20 protein-coding genes are annotated in these 19,856 nt (G+C 38.2%); 12 read left to right on the top strand and 8 right to left on the bottom strand.

Going from position 1 to position 19,856, the window contains the following annotated elements; genetic code table 11:
• The first annotated feature begins 79 nt into the window (after window positions 1–79).
• From ABD769_RS06355 to ABD769_RS06345, 3 genes are all read left to right on the top strand, one after another.
• On the top strand, window positions 80–577 hold the full coding sequence (locus ABD769_RS06355; RefSeq protein ID WP_025143668.1) for a Fur family transcriptional regulator: 498 nt from the start codon (window positions 80–82) through the stop codon (window positions 575–577).
• A 37-nt stretch (window positions 578–614) separates the two neighbouring features.
• Window positions 615–1,895 carry an adenylosuccinate synthase gene (locus ABD769_RS06350; RefSeq protein ID WP_344850372.1) on the top strand — a complete coding sequence of 427 codons (1,281 nt, stop codon included), beginning with the start codon at window positions 615–617 and terminating at the stop codon, window positions 1,893–1,895.
• 284 nt (window positions 1,896–2,179) lie between these two features.
• Window positions 2,180–3,436: an anthranilate synthase component I family protein gene (locus ABD769_RS06345; RefSeq protein ID WP_344850370.1), complete on the top strand. Its 1,257-nt coding sequence runs from the start codon at window positions 2,180–2,182 to the stop codon at window positions 3,434–3,436.
• A gap of 336 nt (window positions 3,437–3,772) precedes the next feature.
• On the opposite strand, the gene ABD769_RS06340 is transcribed toward ABD769_RS06345, so the two are convergent.
• The 4 genes from ABD769_RS06340 to ABD769_RS06325 all read right to left on the bottom strand — a co-directional run bounded on the left by ABD769_RS06340 (window position 3,773) and on the right by ABD769_RS06325 (window position 6,646).
• On the bottom strand, window positions 3,773–4,579 hold the full coding sequence (locus ABD769_RS06340; protein ID WP_344850369.1) for a M48 family metallopeptidase: 807 nt from the start codon (window positions 4,577–4,579) through the stop codon (window positions 3,773–3,775).
• Window positions 4,580–4,675: 96 nt separating this feature from the next.
• Window positions 4,676–5,323 carry a glycerol-3-phosphate 1-O-acyltransferase PlsY gene (plsY, locus tag ABD769_RS06335; RefSeq protein WP_025143663.1) on the bottom strand — a complete coding sequence of 216 codons (648 nt, stop codon included), beginning with the start codon at window positions 5,321–5,323 and terminating at the stop codon, window positions 4,676–4,678.
• A gap of 49 nt (window positions 5,324–5,372) precedes the next feature.
• Window positions 5,373–6,215: a carboxylating nicotinate-nucleotide diphosphorylase gene (gene nadC, locus ABD769_RS06330; protein WP_344850366.1), complete on the bottom strand. Its 843-nt coding sequence runs from the start codon at window positions 6,213–6,215 to the stop codon at window positions 5,373–5,375.
• A 65-nt stretch (window positions 6,216–6,280) separates the two neighbouring features.
• Window positions 6,281–6,646 (bottom strand): DUF4783 domain-containing protein, encoded by a 366-nt coding sequence (locus tag ABD769_RS06325; RefSeq protein WP_344850364.1) that lies wholly within the window; start codon window positions 6,644–6,646, stop codon window positions 6,281–6,283.
• A 206-nt stretch (window positions 6,647–6,852) separates the two neighbouring features.
• On the opposite strand from ABD769_RS06325, the gene gpmI reads away from it, so the two are divergent.
• On the top strand, window positions 6,853–8,376 hold the full coding sequence (gpmI, locus tag ABD769_RS06320; protein WP_344850362.1) for a 2,3-bisphosphoglycerate-independent phosphoglycerate mutase: 1,524 nt from the start codon (window positions 6,853–6,855) through the stop codon (window positions 8,374–8,376).
• Entirely contained in the window at window positions 8,376–8,906 is a 531-nt protein-coding gene (locus tag ABD769_RS06315; protein ID WP_344850360.1) for a hypothetical protein, read from the top strand. The genes gpmI and ABD769_RS06315 overlap by 1 nt, the downstream gene beginning before the upstream one ends.
• 51 nt (window positions 8,907–8,957) lie before the next feature.
• Here the strand turns inward: ABD769_RS06315 and ABD769_RS06310 are convergent, their stop codons facing one another.
• Window positions 8,958–9,578: a tetratricopeptide repeat protein gene (locus tag ABD769_RS06310; protein ID WP_344850358.1), complete on the bottom strand. Its 621-nt coding sequence runs from the start codon at window positions 9,576–9,578 to the stop codon at window positions 8,958–8,960.
• Window positions 9,579–9,892: 314 nt separating this feature from the next.
• Between ABD769_RS06310 and lon the strand changes: the two genes are divergently transcribed.
• From lon to ABD769_RS06295, 3 genes are all read left to right on the top strand, one after another.
• Window positions 9,893–12,364 (top strand): endopeptidase La, encoded by a 2,472-nt coding sequence (gene lon / locus ABD769_RS06305; protein WP_344850357.1) that lies wholly within the window; start codon window positions 9,893–9,895, stop codon window positions 12,362–12,364.
• A gap of 83 nt (window positions 12,365–12,447) precedes the next feature.
• A complete protein-coding gene (locus ABD769_RS06300; protein WP_344850356.1) occupies window positions 12,448–13,398 on the top strand; it encodes a lipid A deacylase LpxR family protein in 951 nt (316 codons plus the stop codon).
• A gap of 186 nt (window positions 13,399–13,584) precedes the next feature.
• Window positions 13,585–14,097 carry a L,D-transpeptidase family protein gene (locus ABD769_RS06295; RefSeq protein ID WP_344850354.1) on the top strand — a complete coding sequence of 171 codons (513 nt, stop codon included), beginning with the start codon at window positions 13,585–13,587 and terminating at the stop codon, window positions 14,095–14,097.
• A gap of 67 nt (window positions 14,098–14,164) precedes the next feature.
• Here ABD769_RS06295 and ABD769_RS06290 read toward each other — a convergent pair whose 3' ends face one another.
• The 3 genes from ABD769_RS06290 to ABD769_RS06280 form a co-directional block, all read right to left on the bottom strand.
• Window positions 14,165–15,196, bottom strand: a complete 1,032-nt coding sequence (locus ABD769_RS06290) for an MAC/perforin domain-containing protein (RefSeq protein ID WP_344850353.1) — start codon at window positions 15,194–15,196, stop codon at window positions 14,165–14,167.
• A 138-nt stretch (window positions 15,197–15,334) separates the two neighbouring features.
• Window positions 15,335–15,742, bottom strand: coding sequence for an alternative ribosome rescue aminoacyl-tRNA hydrolase ArfB (gene arfB / locus ABD769_RS06285; RefSeq protein WP_425568850.1), 408 nt, complete (start codon window positions 15,740–15,742; stop codon window positions 15,335–15,337).
• A 34-nt stretch (window positions 15,743–15,776) separates the two neighbouring features.
• Window positions 15,777–16,301: a ferritin gene (locus ABD769_RS06280; RefSeq protein WP_344850352.1), complete on the bottom strand. Its 525-nt coding sequence runs from the start codon at window positions 16,299–16,301 to the stop codon at window positions 15,777–15,779.
• 129 nt (window positions 16,302–16,430) lie between these two features.
• Between ABD769_RS06280 and cmk the strand changes: the two genes are divergently transcribed.
• From cmk to ABD769_RS06260, 4 genes are all read left to right on the top strand, one after another.
• Window positions 16,431–17,111, top strand: coding sequence for a (d)CMP kinase (gene cmk, locus ABD769_RS06275; RefSeq protein WP_344850350.1), 681 nt, complete (start codon window positions 16,431–16,433; stop codon window positions 17,109–17,111).
• Between the two features lie 344 nt (window positions 17,112–17,455).
• The gene (locus ABD769_RS06270) at window positions 17,456–18,286 is read left to right on the top strand and encodes a 3-keto-disaccharide hydrolase (RefSeq protein ID WP_344850349.1); all 831 of its coding nucleotides are present in this window, start codon (window positions 17,456–17,458) and stop codon (window positions 18,284–18,286) included.
• Window positions 18,287–18,346: 60 nt separating this feature from the next.
• Window positions 18,347–19,762: a TPM domain-containing protein gene (locus ABD769_RS06265; protein ID WP_344850348.1), complete on the top strand. Its 1,416-nt coding sequence runs from the start codon at window positions 18,347–18,349 to the stop codon at window positions 19,760–19,762.
• On the top strand, window positions 19,719–19,841 hold the full coding sequence (locus ABD769_RS06260; protein ID WP_344850346.1) for a hypothetical protein: 123 nt from the start codon (window positions 19,719–19,721) through the stop codon (window positions 19,839–19,841). Before ABD769_RS06265 ends, ABD769_RS06260 begins: the two co-directional genes overlap by 44 nt.
• The last annotated feature ends 15 nt before the right edge of the window (window positions 19,842–19,856 follow it).

The raw sequence follows: 19,856 nt of genomic DNA, 5'->3' as shown, positions 1-19,856 counted from the left end.
CGACTTATTACAACATTTCAACAATCTAACGCTCGAACAATCAAACAATTTACCTACCTTTGAATGGAGTTTAAATACTATGTCTGAACAAAAAACAAATGAGCTCGTTCGCAAGATTTTTGAAGCTTATTTAGAAAACAAAAATCTACGTAAAACACCAGAGCGTTTCGCGATATTGGAAGAAATATATTCAAGAAACGATCACTTTGATGTAGAAACCCTTTATATCCATATGAAAAACCAGAAGTACCGCGTAAGCCGTGCTACAGTTTATAATACCTTGGAATTACTGGTTTCATGCGATTTAGTTACCAAACACCAGTTTGGTAAAAATATGGCACAATTCGAAAAATCTTATGGTTACCGCCAGCACGATCACGTAATCTGTATCGAATGTGGTAAAGTGGTAGAATTCTGCGATCCCCGAATCCACCAGATCCAAACCATGGTTGGTGATCTTTTAAAATTTGATGTTAAACACCATTCGTTAAATCTTTACGGCTTCTGCTCTGATTGCAGTATGGCCAGAAAAGTAAACGAAAGTGCAGCAACCGCTGCAAAAATTGAAGCAAATTAAATCAAAATTCAAATAAAACCAGCTTAATTTATTAATAATGACGCAAGTAGATGTACTTCTCGGCCTGCAATGGGGCGATGAAGGAAAGGGAAAAATCGTTGATGTACTAAGTCCAAAATATGATCTTATTGCCCGTTTTCAGGGTGGCCCAAATGCCGGACATACTTTAGAGTTTGATGGCAAAAAATTCGTTTTAAACACCATCCCTTCAGGAATTTTTAACGAAAAAACTATGAACCTCATCGGTAATGGCGTAGTAATCGACCCTATTATCCTAAAAAGAGAGTTAGATAATTTAAAAAAAGCTGGTCATGATCCTGTTGCCGATGGTAAACTGGTAATTGCCCGTAAAGCACACTTAATTTTACCCACCCACCAATTACTGGATGCAGCTAACGAAGCGCGCATGGGTAAAAATAAAATCGGATCAACTTTAAAAGGTATTGGTCCAACTTATATGGATAAAACCGGCCGTAATGGTTTACGCGTTGGTGATACGACCCTACCTGATTTTAAAGAGCGTTATGCTAAATTAGTTGAAAAACATACCGAAATTCTTTCTCATTACGAAGGTTTCGAATATGAACTGGCCGAAAAAGAAGCATCTTTCTTTGAAGCGATCGAATTCTTAAAAACCATCCCGCATGTTGATAGCGAACATTATGTTAATGGCTTCTTAAAAGAAGGAAAAGCCGTTTTAGCTGAAGGTGCACAGGGAACATTACTGGATGTAGATTTTGGTTCATATCCTTTTGTAACTTCGAGCAACACCACAACAGCTGGCGCTTGCACCGGTTTAGGTATTGCGCCTAATAAAGTTGGTGCGGTTTATGGTATCTTCAAAGCTTATTGCACACGTGTTGGCGGGGGGCCTTTCCCTACCGAGTTAGATAACGAAGTTGGCGAAAATTTACGTTCACTAGGTCACGAATTTGGTGCAACTACGGGTCGAGCACGTCGTTGTGGCTGGATTGATCTTCCTGCATTAAAATATGCCATCATGTTAAACGGTGTAACCGAATTGATTATGATGAAAGCTGACGTTTTGGATACTTTCGATACCATTTATGCTTGTACCCACTACGAATATAATGGCGAAACGATTGATTACATGCCGTATGACATCATTTCTATCGAACCAAAACCAGTATTAAAAGCAATTGATGGCTGGGCTACTGATGTAACCAAAATTACCTCTGTTGATGAAATTCCAGCTAAATTAACTGAATACATCGCGTTCTTGGAAAAAGAACTGGAAGTGCCAATTAAATTCCTTTCAGTTGGACCAGACAGGGCACAAACTTTAGAATTACATTAAAATACTCTTCAAGTAACAATAAATGAAAGCAACCCATGACGGGTTGCTTTTTTTGTTTGAAGCGTCATTCGCTATTTACCATCAAGTCGTCATCTCGACTGTAGCACAGCGAAATGGAGAGATCTATCTAGAAGTATCTCTAGTTAGATTTCTCGGCTGCGTTGCACTCCGCTCGAAATGACGATTTATCTAATGAAAGTGCTATGAGAAAATCAAGAAGTCGTTCCAAAAGATAAAAATTAATTTCTTACAATTATCATCTCTATTTTTACCTTTGCGGCAGCTTGAAAACCCTGCAAAACATACCCGATTTTAAACAAAAAGCTTTACACTGGGCCAATCAGTTCGAGGTTTGCTGTTTCTTAGACTCCAATAATTATAAAGATGACTATTCAGCCTATGATTTTATCATTGCAGCCGGTGTTAAACATGAATTAAAATGTGAAACAGGAAAGGCTTTCGAACACCTGAAAAGCTTTTACAACAAGCATAAACAGTGGATTTTCGGCTTTTTCAGCTACGATTTAAAAAACGAAACAGAAGATCTTCAATCTAATAATCCTGACGGCTTAAATTTTCCGGATTTATATTTTTTTGTACCGAATTTCTTAATTGCTTTTAAAGAAGGAAAAGCTGAAATATTGCTCGGAGAGGAAACGGTTTTAGAAGAAATTGAATCGTTTCAACCGCAAAAACAGAAAGAATCGGAAACTTTACAGATTTCGCAAAGATTATCAAAAGATCAATACATCGATAAAGTAGAAGCGTTAAGAGATCATATTTTAAGAGGCAATATCTACGAAGTTAATTTCTGCCAGGAGTTTTTTGCTGAAAATGCGGAGATAGATCCTGTCCAAACTTTCGAACTGCTCAATACAGTTTCTCCTACCCCATTTGCTGGCTATTTTAAAATCTATAATCAATATATCTTATCGGCAACGCCTGAAAGGTTCTTATGCAAACGCGGTTCAAAACTGATTTCTCAACCCATAAAAGGCACTGCAAAAAGAAGTCTGAACCCTAAAGAGGATGAAGCGATAAAATCGCGGTTAAGAAACGATATTAAAGAACAGGCAGAAAACGTCATGATAGTGGATTTAGTACGCCACGACCTTACAAAATCAGCCGTTAAAGGTTCGGTTAAGGTTGATGAGTTATTTGGCATCTACAGCTTCCCTCAGGTTCATCAGATGATTTCTACCATTAGTTGCGAATTAAACCCTGAAATCCATTTTATCGATGCCATAAAAAATGCATTCCCAATGGGTTCAATGACGGGCGCACCGAAAGTTAAAGCCATGAAATTGATTGAGCAATACGAAGTAACCAAAAGAGGCATTTATTCGGGTTCTTTCGGTTGTATCAGTCCTAATGGAGATTTCGATTTCAACGTGGTTATCCGCAGTATTTTATATAATACTGAATCAAAATATCTGTCTTTTCAGGTTGGAGGAGCGATTACTTACCAAAGTGATGCGGCTTCAGAATATGAGGAATGTTTGCTGAAAGCCAGTGCTATTTTGAAGGTTTTGAGAGATTAGTTCAATAGTCATTAGTTGACTCGTTCATTAGTCATTGGTCAGTAGTTCATTGTTTATTACATAGTTTGTCATTCTGAACGCAGTGAAGAATCATTTCATTTATGTTATCTCTTTTTCGTCGTAGCGTCTCACTCTGATCAAAATAACAATTTTAGCTATAACTAAGTGAACAGTCTTAGGGAGAGATCTATCCAGTATATCCTGCTTGTTAGATTTCTCGACTGCGCTCCACTCCGCTCGAAATGACGGTAACTTGGGAAAATGATAAAAAAAAGGTGGAATATTCTGCACTTTGCAAAACCTTCCACCTTTTACCTTTAACTTTCAAGCTTCCACTTATTTCTTATAATACTGTTGTGCTTCGGGCAAATATTTTTGAATTTGTGCAATACGGGTAGCATCGCTTGGGTGTGTACTTAAAAATTCAGCAGGTTTTTGTGCTCCGGCAGAAGCAGCCGACATCCTGTTCCAGAAAGCAGTGGCACTTTGTGGATTATATCCGGCCATAGCCATAAAAATCAATCCCAAACGATCGGCTTCCAGCTCCTGGTTACGACTGAATTTCAACATCGCCACCGGGGTACCAACGCCATACAAAGTATTAAAAATAGATTGTGTTTTTGGATTTTTAGACAAAGCAACACCTGCAGCTGCACCAACACCCTGAGCAACCATTTCCTGCGACATACGTTCAGCTGAGTGACCAGCAATAGCGTGTGCAATCTCATGGCCCATCACCGTTGCTAAGCCAGCATCATCCTGTGTTACCGGCAAAATACCCGTATAAACAACAATTTTACCACCTGGCATACACCATGCATTTTTTTCATTGTTTTGTACTACGTTAACTTCCCACTGGTAATCGGCAATTAAATTACCGTAGTTATTGCTGTTCATATAAGATTTTACAGCAGTAATTAACCTGCTGCCGATGGTTTTAACCTTTAATGCCTGTGCACTTGAAGCGGGCAAAACGGTTGATTTATTTTCTGTCAGGAAAGTACTGTAAGCTTGAAATGCCATTGGCAAAACCTGATCGTTACTAACTAAATCAAATCGACTACGGCCTGTTAAAGGAACGGTAGAACATGAGTTAAATAATAAAATACCAGCAACACTTGCTGTTAAAAATAACTTTTTCATAAATGCGATTTTAAATGATTAGTAATACCTGTAAGCAAAACCGAAGATTAAACAGCAAGCCAATAAATAAGTTTTAATGAAATGTGTTTTGTTTAATTAATTAGTTTTCTTCCTAAACAAGTACACTTTGGATTCTTTGCCTTTCAGCAATCTTTCGAGGTTCTTTTGGTGGGTTACCAGGATTAAAATACAAACCACCATGCCATAAAGCACTTCAGATTTGATGGAAACCTGAAACAAAAAGACCACACTTAGCGGAAATGTAAAGCCTGCACAGATGGAACTTAATGAAACATATTTGGTTAATAACAACACCACCACGAAAACCAGAACGCAAAGCATAGATGCTTCAAAGTTTACTGCCAAAACCATTCCAAAAAGTGTAGCCACTCCTTTTCCTCCCCTAAAGCCGGCAAAAACAGGGAATAAATGCCCCATTACCGCGGTTACACCCAGTGCGAGCTGATAGTTAACAAAAACAACTGAATTTTGTGGTCCGGTTACCGACATGCCGATTAAATAGGCCAGATTGGTTGCGGTATAACCTTTTGCAATATCAATAATCATTACGGCAATTCCGGCTTTCTTGCCCAACACCCTGAATGTATTGGTTGCGCCAGCGTTACCACTTCCGTATTCCCTTACATCAACCCCATAAAAGGCCTGACCAAGCCATACAGCTGTTGGTATAGATCCAAAAAGGTAAGCAATTAATAGTGCGCTGAGAGAATAAACCGTAACCATAGCCTACAATGATACAAAAAATAAGCTTTTAATTTTATAGCAAATCACTTTAGTATGCTTTTAAACTCATATCCAGGCTTTTTACAGAGTGTGTTAGCGCACCCATTGAGATAAAATCGACACCACAAGCTGCATATTCTGCAACATTCTCTTCGGTTATTCCTCCGGAAGCTTCTGTGATAAATTTACCGTCGATTAAGGCAACTGCTGCCCTCAGGTTTTCAAAGCTAAAATTATCAAGCATAATCCGGTCTACACCACCAATGGTTAAAACCTGTTTCAGCTCTTCTAAATTCCTCACTTCGACTTCTATCTGCAGGTTTTTATTTTTATCGGCAAGGTATTTTTGCGCAGCTGTAATGGCATTCGCAATTCCTCCGGCATAATCTACATGATTATCTTTAATCAGAATCATATCATATAAACCGATGCGGTGGTTTACGCCGCCACCAATTCGCACGGCCCATTTTTCTAAATAACGAAGTCCGGGTGTGGTTTTGCGGGTATCTAAAATTTTGGTTTTAGTTGATTCCAGCAGCGAAACAATGCGATGGGTTTTTGTTGCAATACCGCTCATGCGTTGCATGCAGTTTAAAACCAAACGCTCTGCAATTAAAATAGAATGTGTGCTTCCCGAAACGGTTAAAGCAATATCGCCCACTTTTACTGCAGCGCCATCCTTCAATAGTACATCAACTTTCAGATCAGCATCAACTTCCTTAAAAATCTCAATAGCCAATTCGATTCCGGCCAAAATACCCTCTTCTTTGATAATGAGTTTTGCTTTTCCCTGTGTACCGGAAGAAATGGTTGAAAGTGAAGTATGATCGCCATCACCAACATCTTCGGTAAGGGCATTTTTTATAAATTGATGTATAAGTTGAATATCCAAAACGTAGGCTTTATGCCGCAAAAATAAGAATTATTTGGCAAAACTTTTCCGAATTCCGATTTAGCTTAATCCTTAACAGGTTCAATTCTTAATTCAGTGATCGAAAAACTGGTGTTAAATTTTTTCATCGTAATGGAAACCCTAAAAGTTTCTTTAGCGGTGCTAAGGATAATTACGCCGAAACGATAATTTGGATTGGTATTAATTTTATGAAAAATACTGGTTTTAACAGGAGGATGTTTCACAAAAAAATCTCTCAAAATTTGTTCACCTTGTGCTTTTGAGTAGACATCTTCTTCATCAACTATGATCAGTTCGATCGTAGACGCAAAACTTTTGGCAATCTCTTTAGCGTTGCCAGCTTTAAAATACGAGGATAAATCATCAATAATATCAGCCTGGAAGGCTTTAGAACTATATAACGATGACAAACTAATAATGAATAAAAATAAGCTCCGGATCATTTCTGTATTTTATACAGAACCCTACAGCTAAAATTATGCCATTAGCATATCAAAAAAAGGATTTCTTAATTTGTATAAGCATCAATAAAGTTATATTTGCCATATAAACAAAACACTAAAACATGTTATGCATGAAAATGTTTTAACAGGTATCAATAAATTTTACAATAAAGATGGTAAACGATAAAAAACTCGCGCTGATAATCCTTGATGGTTGGGGCTACGGAAAACAAGACAATTCTGATGCTGCTTATGCTGCCAACACTCCTTTTTTCGATTCGTTATTACAAAAATACCCAAATTCTAAGCTTGAAGCGTCTGGTGAGGCAGTAGGTTTGCCAGCAGGACAAATGGGAAACTCAGAAGTTGGACATATGAACTTAGGTGCCGGCCGTGTGGTTTACCAGGAACTTGGAAGAATCAATAAATCGATTACCGACAGAGAATTACACCATAACCCCATTTTGCTGAGCGCATTCGATTATGCTAAACAAAACAATAAAGCTGTCCATTTTATAGGGCTGGTTTCAAACGGTGGTGTGCATGCCCACATCGAGCATTTAAAAGCTTTATGCGATGCAGCTAACGAAGCAAACGTACCCAATACTTATGTGCACGCATTTTTAGATGGCCGAGATACCGATCCAAATTCGGGATTAGGCTTTATTACCGATCTTCAAAATCATATTCAAAATACCAGTGCAAAATTAGCGACCATGGTTGGCCGTTACTATGCAATGGACCGCGATAACCGTTGGGAGCGCGTAAAGCAAGCTTATGATGTGATGGTAAATGGTGTTGGCGAAAAAACCCAGGATGCTTTGGCTGCGATCAAAAAGTCATATGCTGAAGGTATAACTGATGAATTTTTAAAACCGGTTGTATTAACACAGGATAATGGCGCTCCCGTTGCTACCATCCAGAATGATGACGTGGTAATCTGTTTCAATTTCCGTACTGATAGAGGCCGTGAAATTACCACTGCCCTAACACAGAAAGATTTCCCCGAGCAGCAAATGCATAAACTGCCTTTGTACTACGTTACCATGACTACTTATGATGAGAGTTTTGAAAAGGTAAATGTAATCTTTACTAAAGATGATTTAACCCAAACCATTGGTGAAGTGCTGGCCAATAATAATAAAAACCAGATCCGCATTGCCGAAACTGAAAAATACCCGCATGTGACTTTCTTCTTCTCTGGCGGTAGGGAAACCGAATTTACTAACGAGAAACGTCTTTTAATCCCTTCGCCAAAAGTAGCTACTTACGATCTTCAGCCTGAAATGAGTGCTGCTGGCATTACCGAAGCCATTACCAAAGAAATGGAAACCGGCTGGGCCGATTTTATCTGTTTAAACTTTGCCAATCCGGATATGGTAGGCCATACCGGTGTTTTTGAAGCGGTAATTAAAGCTGTTGAAACTGCTGATAAATGCGCTGAAGAAGTGGTAAAAAAAGGTTTAGAACACGGTTATTCGTTTATTCTTCTGGCCGATCACGGAAACTCAGAGTTTATGGTAAATGGTGATGGTTCTGCCAATACTGCGCACACCACTAACCTGGTTCCTTGTATTTTAATTGATAACGATTACAAAACCATTGCTGATGGTAAATTGGGCGACATTGCCCCTACTGTTTTAAAAATATTAGGTGTCGCCATTCCAGCAGAAATGACAGGAAACGTTTTAGTATAATGACTAAAAAACTGTATATCCTGGTATTTGCTTTAGCCTTGTTTTCCTGTAATCAGCGAAAAGAAGCTGAAGCAAATACTGATCTGACATATTTTGACATAAAAGGCTATTTCGGGAAAGAAATTTCGCGCATGCAGCAGTTAAACCCTGATGTGGACAAAACTGTAAGCATAAACGGAACTTCAGAAAACAAAAAATCAAAAATTAACGACTGGACTAAAGAATTGGCCATCTTTGTTAATGCTGACATCAATAAAACTTCATGGAAGGGAAGTTTTAAAACGGTTAAACAGAACGGAATTAATGTTTACACCTCTGACAGTAAAAAAATTCCGATCAAGAAAATTTCTGTAACAGAGAAAAATCAGCAAGTGGAAAAGGTGGAGATCATTATTGATAATAAAAACATTTTATATCAATCTCAGGATACTTTAACATATTATCCTGATAGTTTGTATGCCATCAAAAAACAGCAGAAAATAAGGTTTTTAAATGAAAAGAAATATTCAATTATTGGAAAATTGAAATAAAAAAAGGGATTTGAATATGTTCAGATCCCTTTTTCTTTTGTTGGCCGGTTATTATTTCAAGCTCGCAATCTGCGCTTTATCATAAGTAACCCAATCAATAATATCTTTCCTTAACGGCTGCAAAGTCAATACTTTTTGGAAATCGGCAATTGAATTATTGAATAATGCCACGCAAGCTGTTTTCTCTTCTTTTTTCTTGGCTTTAAACGATTTAAAAATTGCATAATCCTTGTAAGCTAAGCCACGGTTCTGAAACATCTGTGCATCTTCATCGCCATTAATCTCTATGGCTTTTGTAAAATCTTTGAGAGATGCCAGATAAAAGTTTTCGCGCATGGTATTTAACGATTCTTTAGGATCGTTGGCAATTTTTAACCGGGCAATTCCACGGTAATAATAAGCCGAAACCTCTGTTGGTTTAACGGTTAATAAACGGCTGTAAGTGGCAATACATTTCTCATATTCGCGGTTCTGAAAATATGAATATCCAAGCATCTGTAAAACCTGTGCATTATCAGGAGTTTTAAGATCGGCTTTTTCCAGTTGCGCAGCAGCGGTTTTATAGTCCCCTTTCATCATTGCCTGCATACTCCTTTCGTAATTGCTCTGTGCAAAACTAGCGGTAGATGAAAAAATAATAAGTCCTAAAATCGCCTTTTTAAAATAGTTCATGTATGAGTAATAAGTTTAACAAATCAAACGCCTATTAAATTATAGGAGAATTTTTTCGCAATATAATTCTATTCTGATAATTTAAAAGTTTTAATTTTCTTTCATTCAAAACCAAATGCGCCAAACATTAGCTTTAACGCTAAAATCCGCTTTATATGATATTGATGGAAATATTTATGTTACTCTGCCTTTTTAACATAAGATTAATACTATTTTCACTTTGGCACAAGAGTTGAATTTATTAACTTAATACAAAAATTAAACAAAGTGAATACGATTAAACTGCCAGTTTGTCGTTAGCGGAAAATGTGATAATGAGTAAACAAGATATATTTGATTTCCAGTCAGCAATGCCAATCATCAACGAAGATACCGAGTTTTTCCCTTTAATGTCTCAGCAGGACGAAGAGGAAATGAACAATGAGGAAACCCCTGATACATTGGCCATATTGCCTTTGCGAAACACCGTTTTATTTCCGGGCGTAGTGATTCCCATTACAGTTGGCCGGGATAAATCAATTAAATTAATTAAGGAAGCCTATAAGGGAAATAAAATTATCGGAGTGGTATCTCAAAAGGATGTTTCGATAGAAGACCCTACCTTTGAGCAACTTAACACCGTTGGTACCGTTGCAAACATTATTAAACTGTTGCAGATGCCTGACGGAAATACCACTGTAATTATACAGGGTAAACAACGTTTCAGCCTGATAGAAGAAGTACAGAACGAGCCTTATATTAAAGCCGTTGTTAAAAAGTTTGAAGAGCAGAAACATAAGGCAGATAAAGAGTTCAAAACATTGATCGCCTCTATCCGCGAGATGTCTGCACAGATTATCCAGCTTTCTCCGAATATCCCGAGCGAGGCCAGCATCGCGCTTAAAAATATAGAGAGCAATTCATTTTTGATCAATTTTATTTCGTCAAACATGAATGCCGAAATGGCCGATAAGCAAAAAATCCTCGAAATGGATAAATTGCAGGAAAGGGCACAAAAGGTAATGGAGCTTTTAATGGTAGAACTGCAGATGCTGGAACTGAGAAACCAGATCCAGTCTAAAGTGCGTACCGATCTGGATAAGCAACAACGTGATTATTTCTTAAATCAGCAGTTAAAAACCATCCAGGAAGAGCTGGGCGGTAATTCGGCCGATTTAGAGTTTGATGCTTTACAGGAAAAAGCCAAAAAGAAAAAATGGGCACAGACCGTTGCCGACCATTTTGACAAGGAATTAGATAAATTAGGCAGGATGAATCCTGCTGCTCCCGATTATTCGGTACAGTTAAATTACCTTGAACTGCTTCTTGATTTACCCTGGAGTGAGTTTACAAAGGATAATTTCGACCTGAAAAGAGCACAGCGCATCTTAGATAAGGATCACTTTGGTTTAGAAAAAGTAAAGCAGCGTATTATCGAGTACCTGGCCGTTCTTAAACTAAAGCGTAATATGAAAGCGCCGATTTTATGCCTGGTTGGCCCTCCGGGAGTGGGTAAAACCTCTTTGGGTAAATCAATTGCCAAAGCTTTAGGCCGTAAATATGTGCGGATGGCTTTGGGTGGTATCCGCGATGAAGCCGAAATCCGTGGTCACCGTAAAACCTATATTGGTGCAATGCCAGGCCGCATTATTTCTTCCATCAAAAAAGCTGGCGCAGATAACCCTGTTTTCGTTTTAGATGAGATTGATAAAGTAGGTACCGATCATCGTGGCGATCCGTCATCAGCTTTGCTCGAGGTTTTGGATCCTGAACAGAATAATGCTTTTTACGATCATTATGTAGAGGTGGATTACGATTTATCGAATATCCTGTTTATAGCCACCGCAAATTCTTTAAGTACCATACAACCTGCTTTGTTAGATCGTATGGAAATTATTGAAGTAAACGGATATACCATTGAAGAAAAAATAGAGATTGCCAAAAAATACCTGCTGCCAAAACAGAAAGAAAATCATGGTTTGCAGACGAAGGACATCAACCTCAAACCTGCGTTGATTGAGAAAGTGATCGAAGATTATACAAGAGAATCGGGTGTTCGTGGTTTAGAGAAAAAAATAGGTTCGCTGGTGCGTGGTGTAGCCACAAAAATTGCCATGGAAGAAACCTATGAAGCTAACCTAACCAATGATGATGTTGAGCGTATTTTAGGTGCACCGATTTTCGATAAAGATTTGTACGAAGGCAATGAAGTTGCCGGTGTGGTAACGGGTTTAGCCTGGACAAGTGTGGGTGGCGATATTTTATTCATCGAGTCGAGCTTAAGTCCTGGTAAAGGAAAACTGACCTTAACTGGTAACCTGGGCGATGTAATGAAAGAATCAGCAGTAATTGCTCTGGCTTATTTACGTGCCCATGCTGCAGAATTCGGCATCGATTATACTTTATTTGATAACTGGGATGTTCACGTTCACGTTCCGGCAGGTGCTACGCCAAAAGATGGCCCGTCGGCAGGTGTAACCATGCTAACGGCTTTAACTTCGGCATTTACACAGCGTAAAGTAAAGCAACATTTAGCCATGACAGGTGAGATTACCCTGCGTGGAAAAGTGCTTCCGGTGGGTGGTATCAAAGAAAAAATACTTGCGGCAAAAAGGGCAAATATCAAAGAAATTATCCTTTGCAAAAGCAACCGTAAAGATATTTTAGAGATCAAAGAAAGTTACATCAAAGATTTAACATTCCACTATGTAACCGAAATGAGCGAGGTAATTGAACTGGCTTTAACTAAAAACAAGGTTAAAAAACCGTTGGATTTGAGCATTAAAATTGCTCCGATTGTAAACTAATTGGTAAATCTTTTTGATTAACAGTCAAAAATCCAATTACAATAAATACTTTTATAGTCCCGGTAATCATCGGGACTTTTTTTATGAAATCAATTTTATCCACTATAGTTTTTTGTCTGGTTGTTTCAACCGGTTTTGCTCAATCTTTTAAAAACGAATTTGGTTTTAAAACTGAAAACGATGCTTATCTGGCTACTTTAAACGACCGTTACTACACCAACGGCTTATTTATTTATTATCGCAGGGCACTAAATACCGAAAAGCTTTCTGATAAAATAGAAAAAAAGACTTTCGAAATTTCTGCCGGACAGAAAATGTACACGCCTTACTGGGGGCAGGTACCCAACAAAGAAGACCAGGACAGGCCTTTTGCGGGATATTTATATGCTGGTGGCGCCTATTCGGTTTTCTATAAAAACGAAAGTGTGTTAAAAACCAGTGTAGAGGTAGGTACGGTTGGCCCTAACTCGCTTGCCCAGGATGCGCAGCGTTTTCTCCATAAAACCGTTGGTTTCTACACTCCGGCAGGCTGGGACTATCAGATTAAAAACGAACTAGCTGTAAATTTCGCCGCAAATTATAGCAAATTACTTTTCAGGCCCGAAGATCCTGTTTTTGATATCAGCGGACAGGGTTATGCCAATTTAGGTACCACTTTTTCTGGTTTGGGTGCGTCTGCACTTATTAGGATTGGCAAATTAAATCAATTGTTTAACAGTGCTTACCATAATGCAGTAATCGGGAATTCGAAAACTAAAAGCCTGAACAATTCGGAATTTTTCTTTTATGTAAAACCGCAGCTTAATTTTGTGGCTTATGATGCTACGATACAGGGAAGTTTGTTTAACAACAATAGTCCGGTTACGTTTGGGGTAAAACCTATTGTTTTTGAGCAACAATTTGGTGTAAATTATAGTTCGAGAAGATTTACTGCTGATTTTAACGTGATTTTTAAAACAAAAGAGGTAAAAAGTGTTGCCAAAGCACAGAATTACGGTGGTTTGAGCTTGTATTATAGGTTTGGGAAGAGTTAATTGGTTAACTGTTTAAATTGGTTAATCGGTTAATTGAGGAATTAACTGGTAACTGCCAACTGTGAACTGGTAAAGGTTAATTGGTTAACTGTTTAATCGGTTAATTGAGGCATTAACTGAAAACCGAAAACTGCCAACTGTAAACTGGTAAAGGTTTATTGAAAATGAAAAAAATAAATTTACTGTATGAAAAAAGTAATTGTTTTTGCCATTTTACTCGTTATTGCTGCTGCAGCTATTTACAATCTGTATCCTGAAAAAAAACTTCCTGGTAATACCGAAATTGATTATATCGTTGTAAAAAAATCCAACCGGAAGTTGCTGGCTTATTCAAAGCAAAAACTAATCAAAACGTATGAGATTTCTTTAGGCGACCATCCTACCGGACATAAAGTATTTGAAGGCGACGAAAAAACGCCTGAAGGTATTTATACCATTAATGCTAAAAATCCGAACAGTGGCTATCACAAAAACCTGGGGGTATCTTATCCGAATGCAAAAGATATAGCCACGGCCAAATTACTAGGCAAGGATCCGGGTGGCGACAAAATACATGGAATCAGAAACCATATAGGTTTTATTGGTAAATTTCAAAGGCTTTTCGACTGGACCAACGGCTGTATGGCTTTAACCAATACAGAAATAGATGAATTGTTTACTGCTGTAAAAATCGGAACCAAAATTGAGATCAGGCCTTAAATTCTATTTTGAATTTGAGAAGTAGAAATTATACAAAAAGGGCGATTAAATCGCCCCTTTATTTTTACTAATTTTTAAGTTTTACTGTTTTTGACGCATAATACTGATCGAGGTAAGCTTTCACTTCAGCTTTTTTAACTGCATCATCAATAAAGTTATATAGCGGAATCAAACCATCATCGGTAGCGCCTATAAAAGTCGCTTTATCTTCAGTTGTGGAAGCTACCCAATTGTTAATGTTCAAAATTAACCTGTTATTTATCGTTTCGGTTTTTAGTTTACTGATATCGCCACCGGTTGAACTGTAATAAATCTGAGCTGAAGTATTATCATTTAAATCGCGGAGGTTAGGCTCATCCAGGTAGCCGGTAGGCAAACCAAATGTTCTTTTTAGTGTATAACGCAATCCTTCCATAATAATATTCCCCCTTCTTCCATTCTGAGGCGCTTCTGCCTGATAAACAACATCGAATTTAGAGCCTATTTTTATTTCCGCCAGTACATGTGTTCCATATTTATTAATAAGTTCCTGCGTGCTTAATAAAGTAATATCCCTTTTAAAATCAGCTGTTAAATAATTATTCACACGCAATTGTTCATCAAAATTATATCTCTTCCATATCATATAGTAAGAATAATACCCGTAGACATATTTTTTATCCGTAATATCAGTGCCCGGAAATTTATCGATCGTGTTTCCAAAAAGCTTTAAGCCCTTGGTTGCATCGTATGAATTAGAAAGTTTTGTTGCCAGATCTACCGCACTTTCAGCCTGAGTGGTGGTCCACGAACTTTGAGTTCCCCCCGCTAGGTTAACCCTGTATTTACCGCTGGCATCATAAGCAGGAATGTCAACTACACCAGCTCTTACAGAAACAGCATCATCGAATTTATCCGTAACATCATATCCATTGCCTAAAAAACTATATTTTACGGATGGCCGGTATAAAGGCTGTGTTTCTTGTGTGGCTCCTTTAACAGTAAAAGCAATATCAGGCGATAATTTTTCTTCGGGAACCGGATTTGGAATTTCTTCTGAGTTTTTCTTGCAGGCAGCAAGTGTGGCCATAAGGGCCAGCGCTAAAATAGTTTTTTTCATTTGGTTTAATTATTTGTGTGTGTGCCAGCACCGTCAATTTTTATGCCATTGACACGCACAAATTTTAAACTTTGATAAGCTTTCTCAAAACACTTAAGAGAACAACTAAATAAATAGTAGAAAATTATGTTTAAGCCATTAAAATTCAGTCATTTTCCTGTTTTTCTTCTTTTCGGAGGTAGAGGCTTTATTTTTTAATCTTTTTTCGATAACCGCTTTGGGAATTTTAGTCGGTTTTCTTTTTTTTTGTACAATAAGCGATCGTTTTAACAAATCGATCAGTTTTACAATGGTTTTCTCTTTGTTAAGCAGCTGACTTCTATCTTCCTGCGACACGATGTGCAAAAGTCCTTCAGCATCTAAACGACGCTGAAGTTTTTCTTTCAAAAGTGCTTTTTCTTCCTCACTAAAATGTTCAAAAGCATCAATACTGAAAATAAGCTCTACCTTACTCGAAACTTTATTTACATTTTGTCCACCTTTACCCCCACTTCTGGAAGTTTTGAAAGTAACAGACCGTAAAATTTCTTCTCTTGCAGGCAACATGCTGCAAAAGTAAGAATTTGCGAATAAAAATAGCTTATTCTCCTTCTTTGGTTTCGCTTACCTTAGTGCGTAAACCCACAATATCTTTATCCAACTGGTAAATTCCGCCCCTGTCGCTGCCCACCAACTGTAGTTTTTCCAACATGGTTTTTGCCATTTTTTCTTCTTCCAGTTGTTCATCTAAATACCATTGCAAAAATTTAAAGGTGAGGTAATCTTTTTCGTTAAGCGAAAGTTCTACCAGGTCGTTAATGCTTTTCGATACCAGCAATTCGTTATCAAGAAAATCCTGGAAAACCTCTATAACCTGTCCGAATGTATTTTTTGGCATATCCAGGGCGGTTATAATGGCATGTCCGTCGCGGTCGTTAATGTAGTGGATCAACTTTAACATGTGGTGACGTTCTTCGTCGCTTTGGCGGTAGAAAAACTCGGTATATCCTTCCAGGCCTGGTTGAGTTTCTAACCACGAGGCAATCCCCAAATATACTTGCGATGATTCGGCTTCCAGCTTAACCTGGTTATTCAGAGCCGCCAGCATTTTTTCAGATAACAACATAATAGTGTATTTAATTTTACTATAAACACAATCAGCAAATCAATGTTTTAGCATGAGCTTGTTTAGAATCTATCTTTATATCCTCAAAAAATTCAGCATTCTCTTTCTATTTTTTACCTTTGCGCTACGATGAAGAAAAACCTGGTAATAGCAATAGATGGCTATTCATCTTGCGGAAAAAGTACGTTAGCGAAAGCGCTGGCTAAAAAATTAGGTTTTATTTATGTAGATAGCGGAGCGATGTACCGTGCCGTTACGCTATATTTTTTAAGGAATAATATTGATGTATCTGATGATGCTAAAGTTGTTGACGCGCTACAGCATATCGAACTGAATTTCCACTCCCGCGATTACGAATCGCACATTACCCTTAATGGTGAAGAAATTTCTGACGAGATCCGTTTGATGCCCGTTTCTGAAAATGTAAGCGAAGTTTCGGCGCATAAAATTGTGCGTCATGAAATGGTAAAACAACAGCAGCGTATGGGTAAATCGAAAAACATCGTGATGGATGGCCGCGATATTGGTACCACCGTTTTTCCTGATGCACCGGTAAAGTTCTTTATGACGGCTGATCCAAAAATCAGGGCCGAACGCAGGTTTAAGGAACTGGAAAGTAAAGGTAACAACGAAACGACACTGGAAGAGGTTTTCGAAAATCTGGCACACCGTGATTATGCTGATACTACCAGAAAAGAAAGTCCGCTGGTGAGGGCCGATGATGCCATTATTTTAGACAATACCGACCTGACACAAGAAGAACAACTGGACTTTGCGTTGGAGAAGGTAAATCCTTTTTTGGTTCATTAGCGGATGTTTCATTAGTTCACTTGTCATTAGTCATTCATTTATTAGTCATTCATTTATTGGTCATTCATTTATTGGTCATTCGTTTATTGGTCATTGGTTTATTGGTCATTGGTTTATTGGGTTAACTGGTTAATTGTTTAAACTGGTGAACTGAAACCTGAGCTATGGGCCACCAGACTTAACTACCAACCCTTCGACTCCGCTCAGGGTGACATACCGAAGGAACAACCAGTTGTTTATTTTAGTTAGGATCGCCTCGGCTATCAACCATAAACTATCCCACCTATTGAATCATTGACTTCAGAAAAAATTTCATATTTTTAGCACCTAACCCAAATGTTGCTATGAAATTAAAATCAATTTACCTTACCGTATTATTTCTATCCCTCATTATGTTAAATGCCAATGCCCAAAAAGGCTGGATCAATCTGTTTAACGGGAAAGATTTAAAAGATTGGAACATCAAAATTGCCAAACACGATTATAAAGAAAATTATGCCAATACTTTCCGTGTAGAAAACGGGGTAATGAAAGTAAGTTATGATGGTTACCAGGAATTTGACCAGCAATACGGACATATTTTCTATAAAAAACCTTTTTCAGCCTATCTTTTAAAAGTAACCTATCGTTTTGTTGGTGAGCAGGCTAAAGGTGGCGAAGGCTGGGCAACCCGGAACAGCGGCGCCATGCTGCACTGCCAGGATCCGGCCACGATGTTAAAAAACCAGGATTTTCCCATCTCTATTGAAGGACAAATTTTGGGTGGCGATGGCGAACACGAGCGCCATACCAGTAATGTTTGTACCCCGGGAACCTTAATTAATTATAATGGTAAATTATTTACCCCACACTGCCTGGATTCTAAATCTAAGACCTATGCAGGCGACCAATGGGTAACAGCAGAGTTTTTAGTGCTGGGCGATTCGGTTGTAAAACACATCATTGAAGGCGAGGTTGTTCTGGAATATACCAAACCTCAAATTGGTGGCGGCAACGTTTCCAACTTTGATCCGAAAGTTAAAATAGACGGCAAACCGCTAAAATCTGGTTATATTTCTTTGCAAAGCGAAAGTCACCCGATAGAATTTAAAACGGTGCAACTGTATGATTTAGAAGCTTATATGAAAGACAAAGCAAAATTGGATAAAGTACTCGCCAAAATATTAAAAGAGTAAACTATATCGGCACTCATTTGTTAAATGATGATGTAAAAGCCTTACACTTAAATTTATATAATGCTCCACATCCCGCTGTTTAAACGCTTTGCTTTATTATTTTTTCTATTTATTGCCAATATTGCATTTGCACAAAAAGCCTATCAGGTAAAAGATATCCCAGATCCGAAAAACAATGGCGGAGGTTATGTTAGTGATCCTGATGGCATTTTAGGAATCGACGCGGTTTCGCACCTTAACAGTACCATTGCAGATTTCGAAAGAAAAACCAATGTGCAGGTGGCAGTGGTGGTGGTTAACGATTTCGACCATGACAAGGAAGACTTCGATTTTGCTTATGAATTGTTTAACACCTGGGGAATAGGTTCTAAAACCAGTAATAATGGCCTGCTATTATTTATTTCGAAGGAGCGCCGCAAATACCGCTTTATTACAGGTACAGGCGCTGAAGGTGTTTTACCCGATGTAAAGCTAAAGCACATTGCCGAACAACAGCTTTTACCGGCTTTCAGAGAAAATGATTTTGCAACTGGTATTACCAATGCCATAAATGCCATTGGCGAGGTGATTTTAAAACCTGAGAATAAATCGGAGCTCAACCAGTTTTTCACCCAGCACGATAGCAGTAATCATTTAGAAAATTTCTGGCTGCCAACCGGGGTAATCTGCCTGCTTTTCTGGGGAGTATTTAAAATTGTAAACCGGCAGGCTAAAAACACGATCAAAACATCAAAGGCAGATAATAATAAATATGATAAAATTGGTAAAGGTTGTGCATTGGCGATGATGATCACCTTTGTAACATGCTTTATCTTCTTCTTTTTTGGTGGCTTCCAGCTAATTGAAAAAATAAGCTTAAAACATGTACCGGTTATTTTATATGTTGTGTTGGCGCTTGCACTATTCGGCAGGTACCTTTTCCACATTTCGGCATTGCGAAAAATGCACAATGACGATAAAAACTTCTTTAATTCCGTAAGTAATTTTAACAAAAAGAATTTCTGGCTGATCATCTTTTCTCCGCTGGTTCTAATCACCATCATAATCTATTTATTTAAAAAGGTTAAAAACATCAGCCGCTTTAAGCCAGCGCTGGATAGTAAGGGTAAAGAAATGATGCGTGTAGACAGGGACATCAATATTGAAGGCGAACCTTTTTTAACCAGGGGCCAGCGTAAAGAAGAGATGGTAAAAGCTTACGATTACGACATCTGGGAGAGTACCGATCATAAAGAGCACCTGATTAAGCCTTGGCCAGCCGAAGCCTACAACAGCTATACCGAATGCCCTGCATGCTATTTCAGAACATATAAATTGAATAAACGTGTTACCACACGCGAGGCTACTTATAGCCACGATGGACAAGCGAAGCTGATAAATGAATGTAGTTTTTGCAAAAAAAACAGAATTTATAAAATGGATTACACTGGCCATGCTGGTCGAATCCGGTTCATCATCCTCTTCTTCGGGCAGTAGCAGCAGCTCTTCATCTTCATCAGGCAGTAGCTGGGGTGGTGGCAGCAGCAGCGGAGGTGGTACGGGCGGAAGCTGGTAGTCTTAACTAAATTAA

The organism is Pedobacter jeongneungensis (genome assembly GCF_039538295.1).
Lineage (GTDB): Bacteria > Bacteroidota > Bacteroidia > Sphingobacteriales > Sphingobacteriaceae > Pedobacter > Pedobacter jeongneungensis.
Note: the sequence above shows the minus strand (reverse complement) of the source record. Positions and strands in the feature narration are given on the sequence as shown.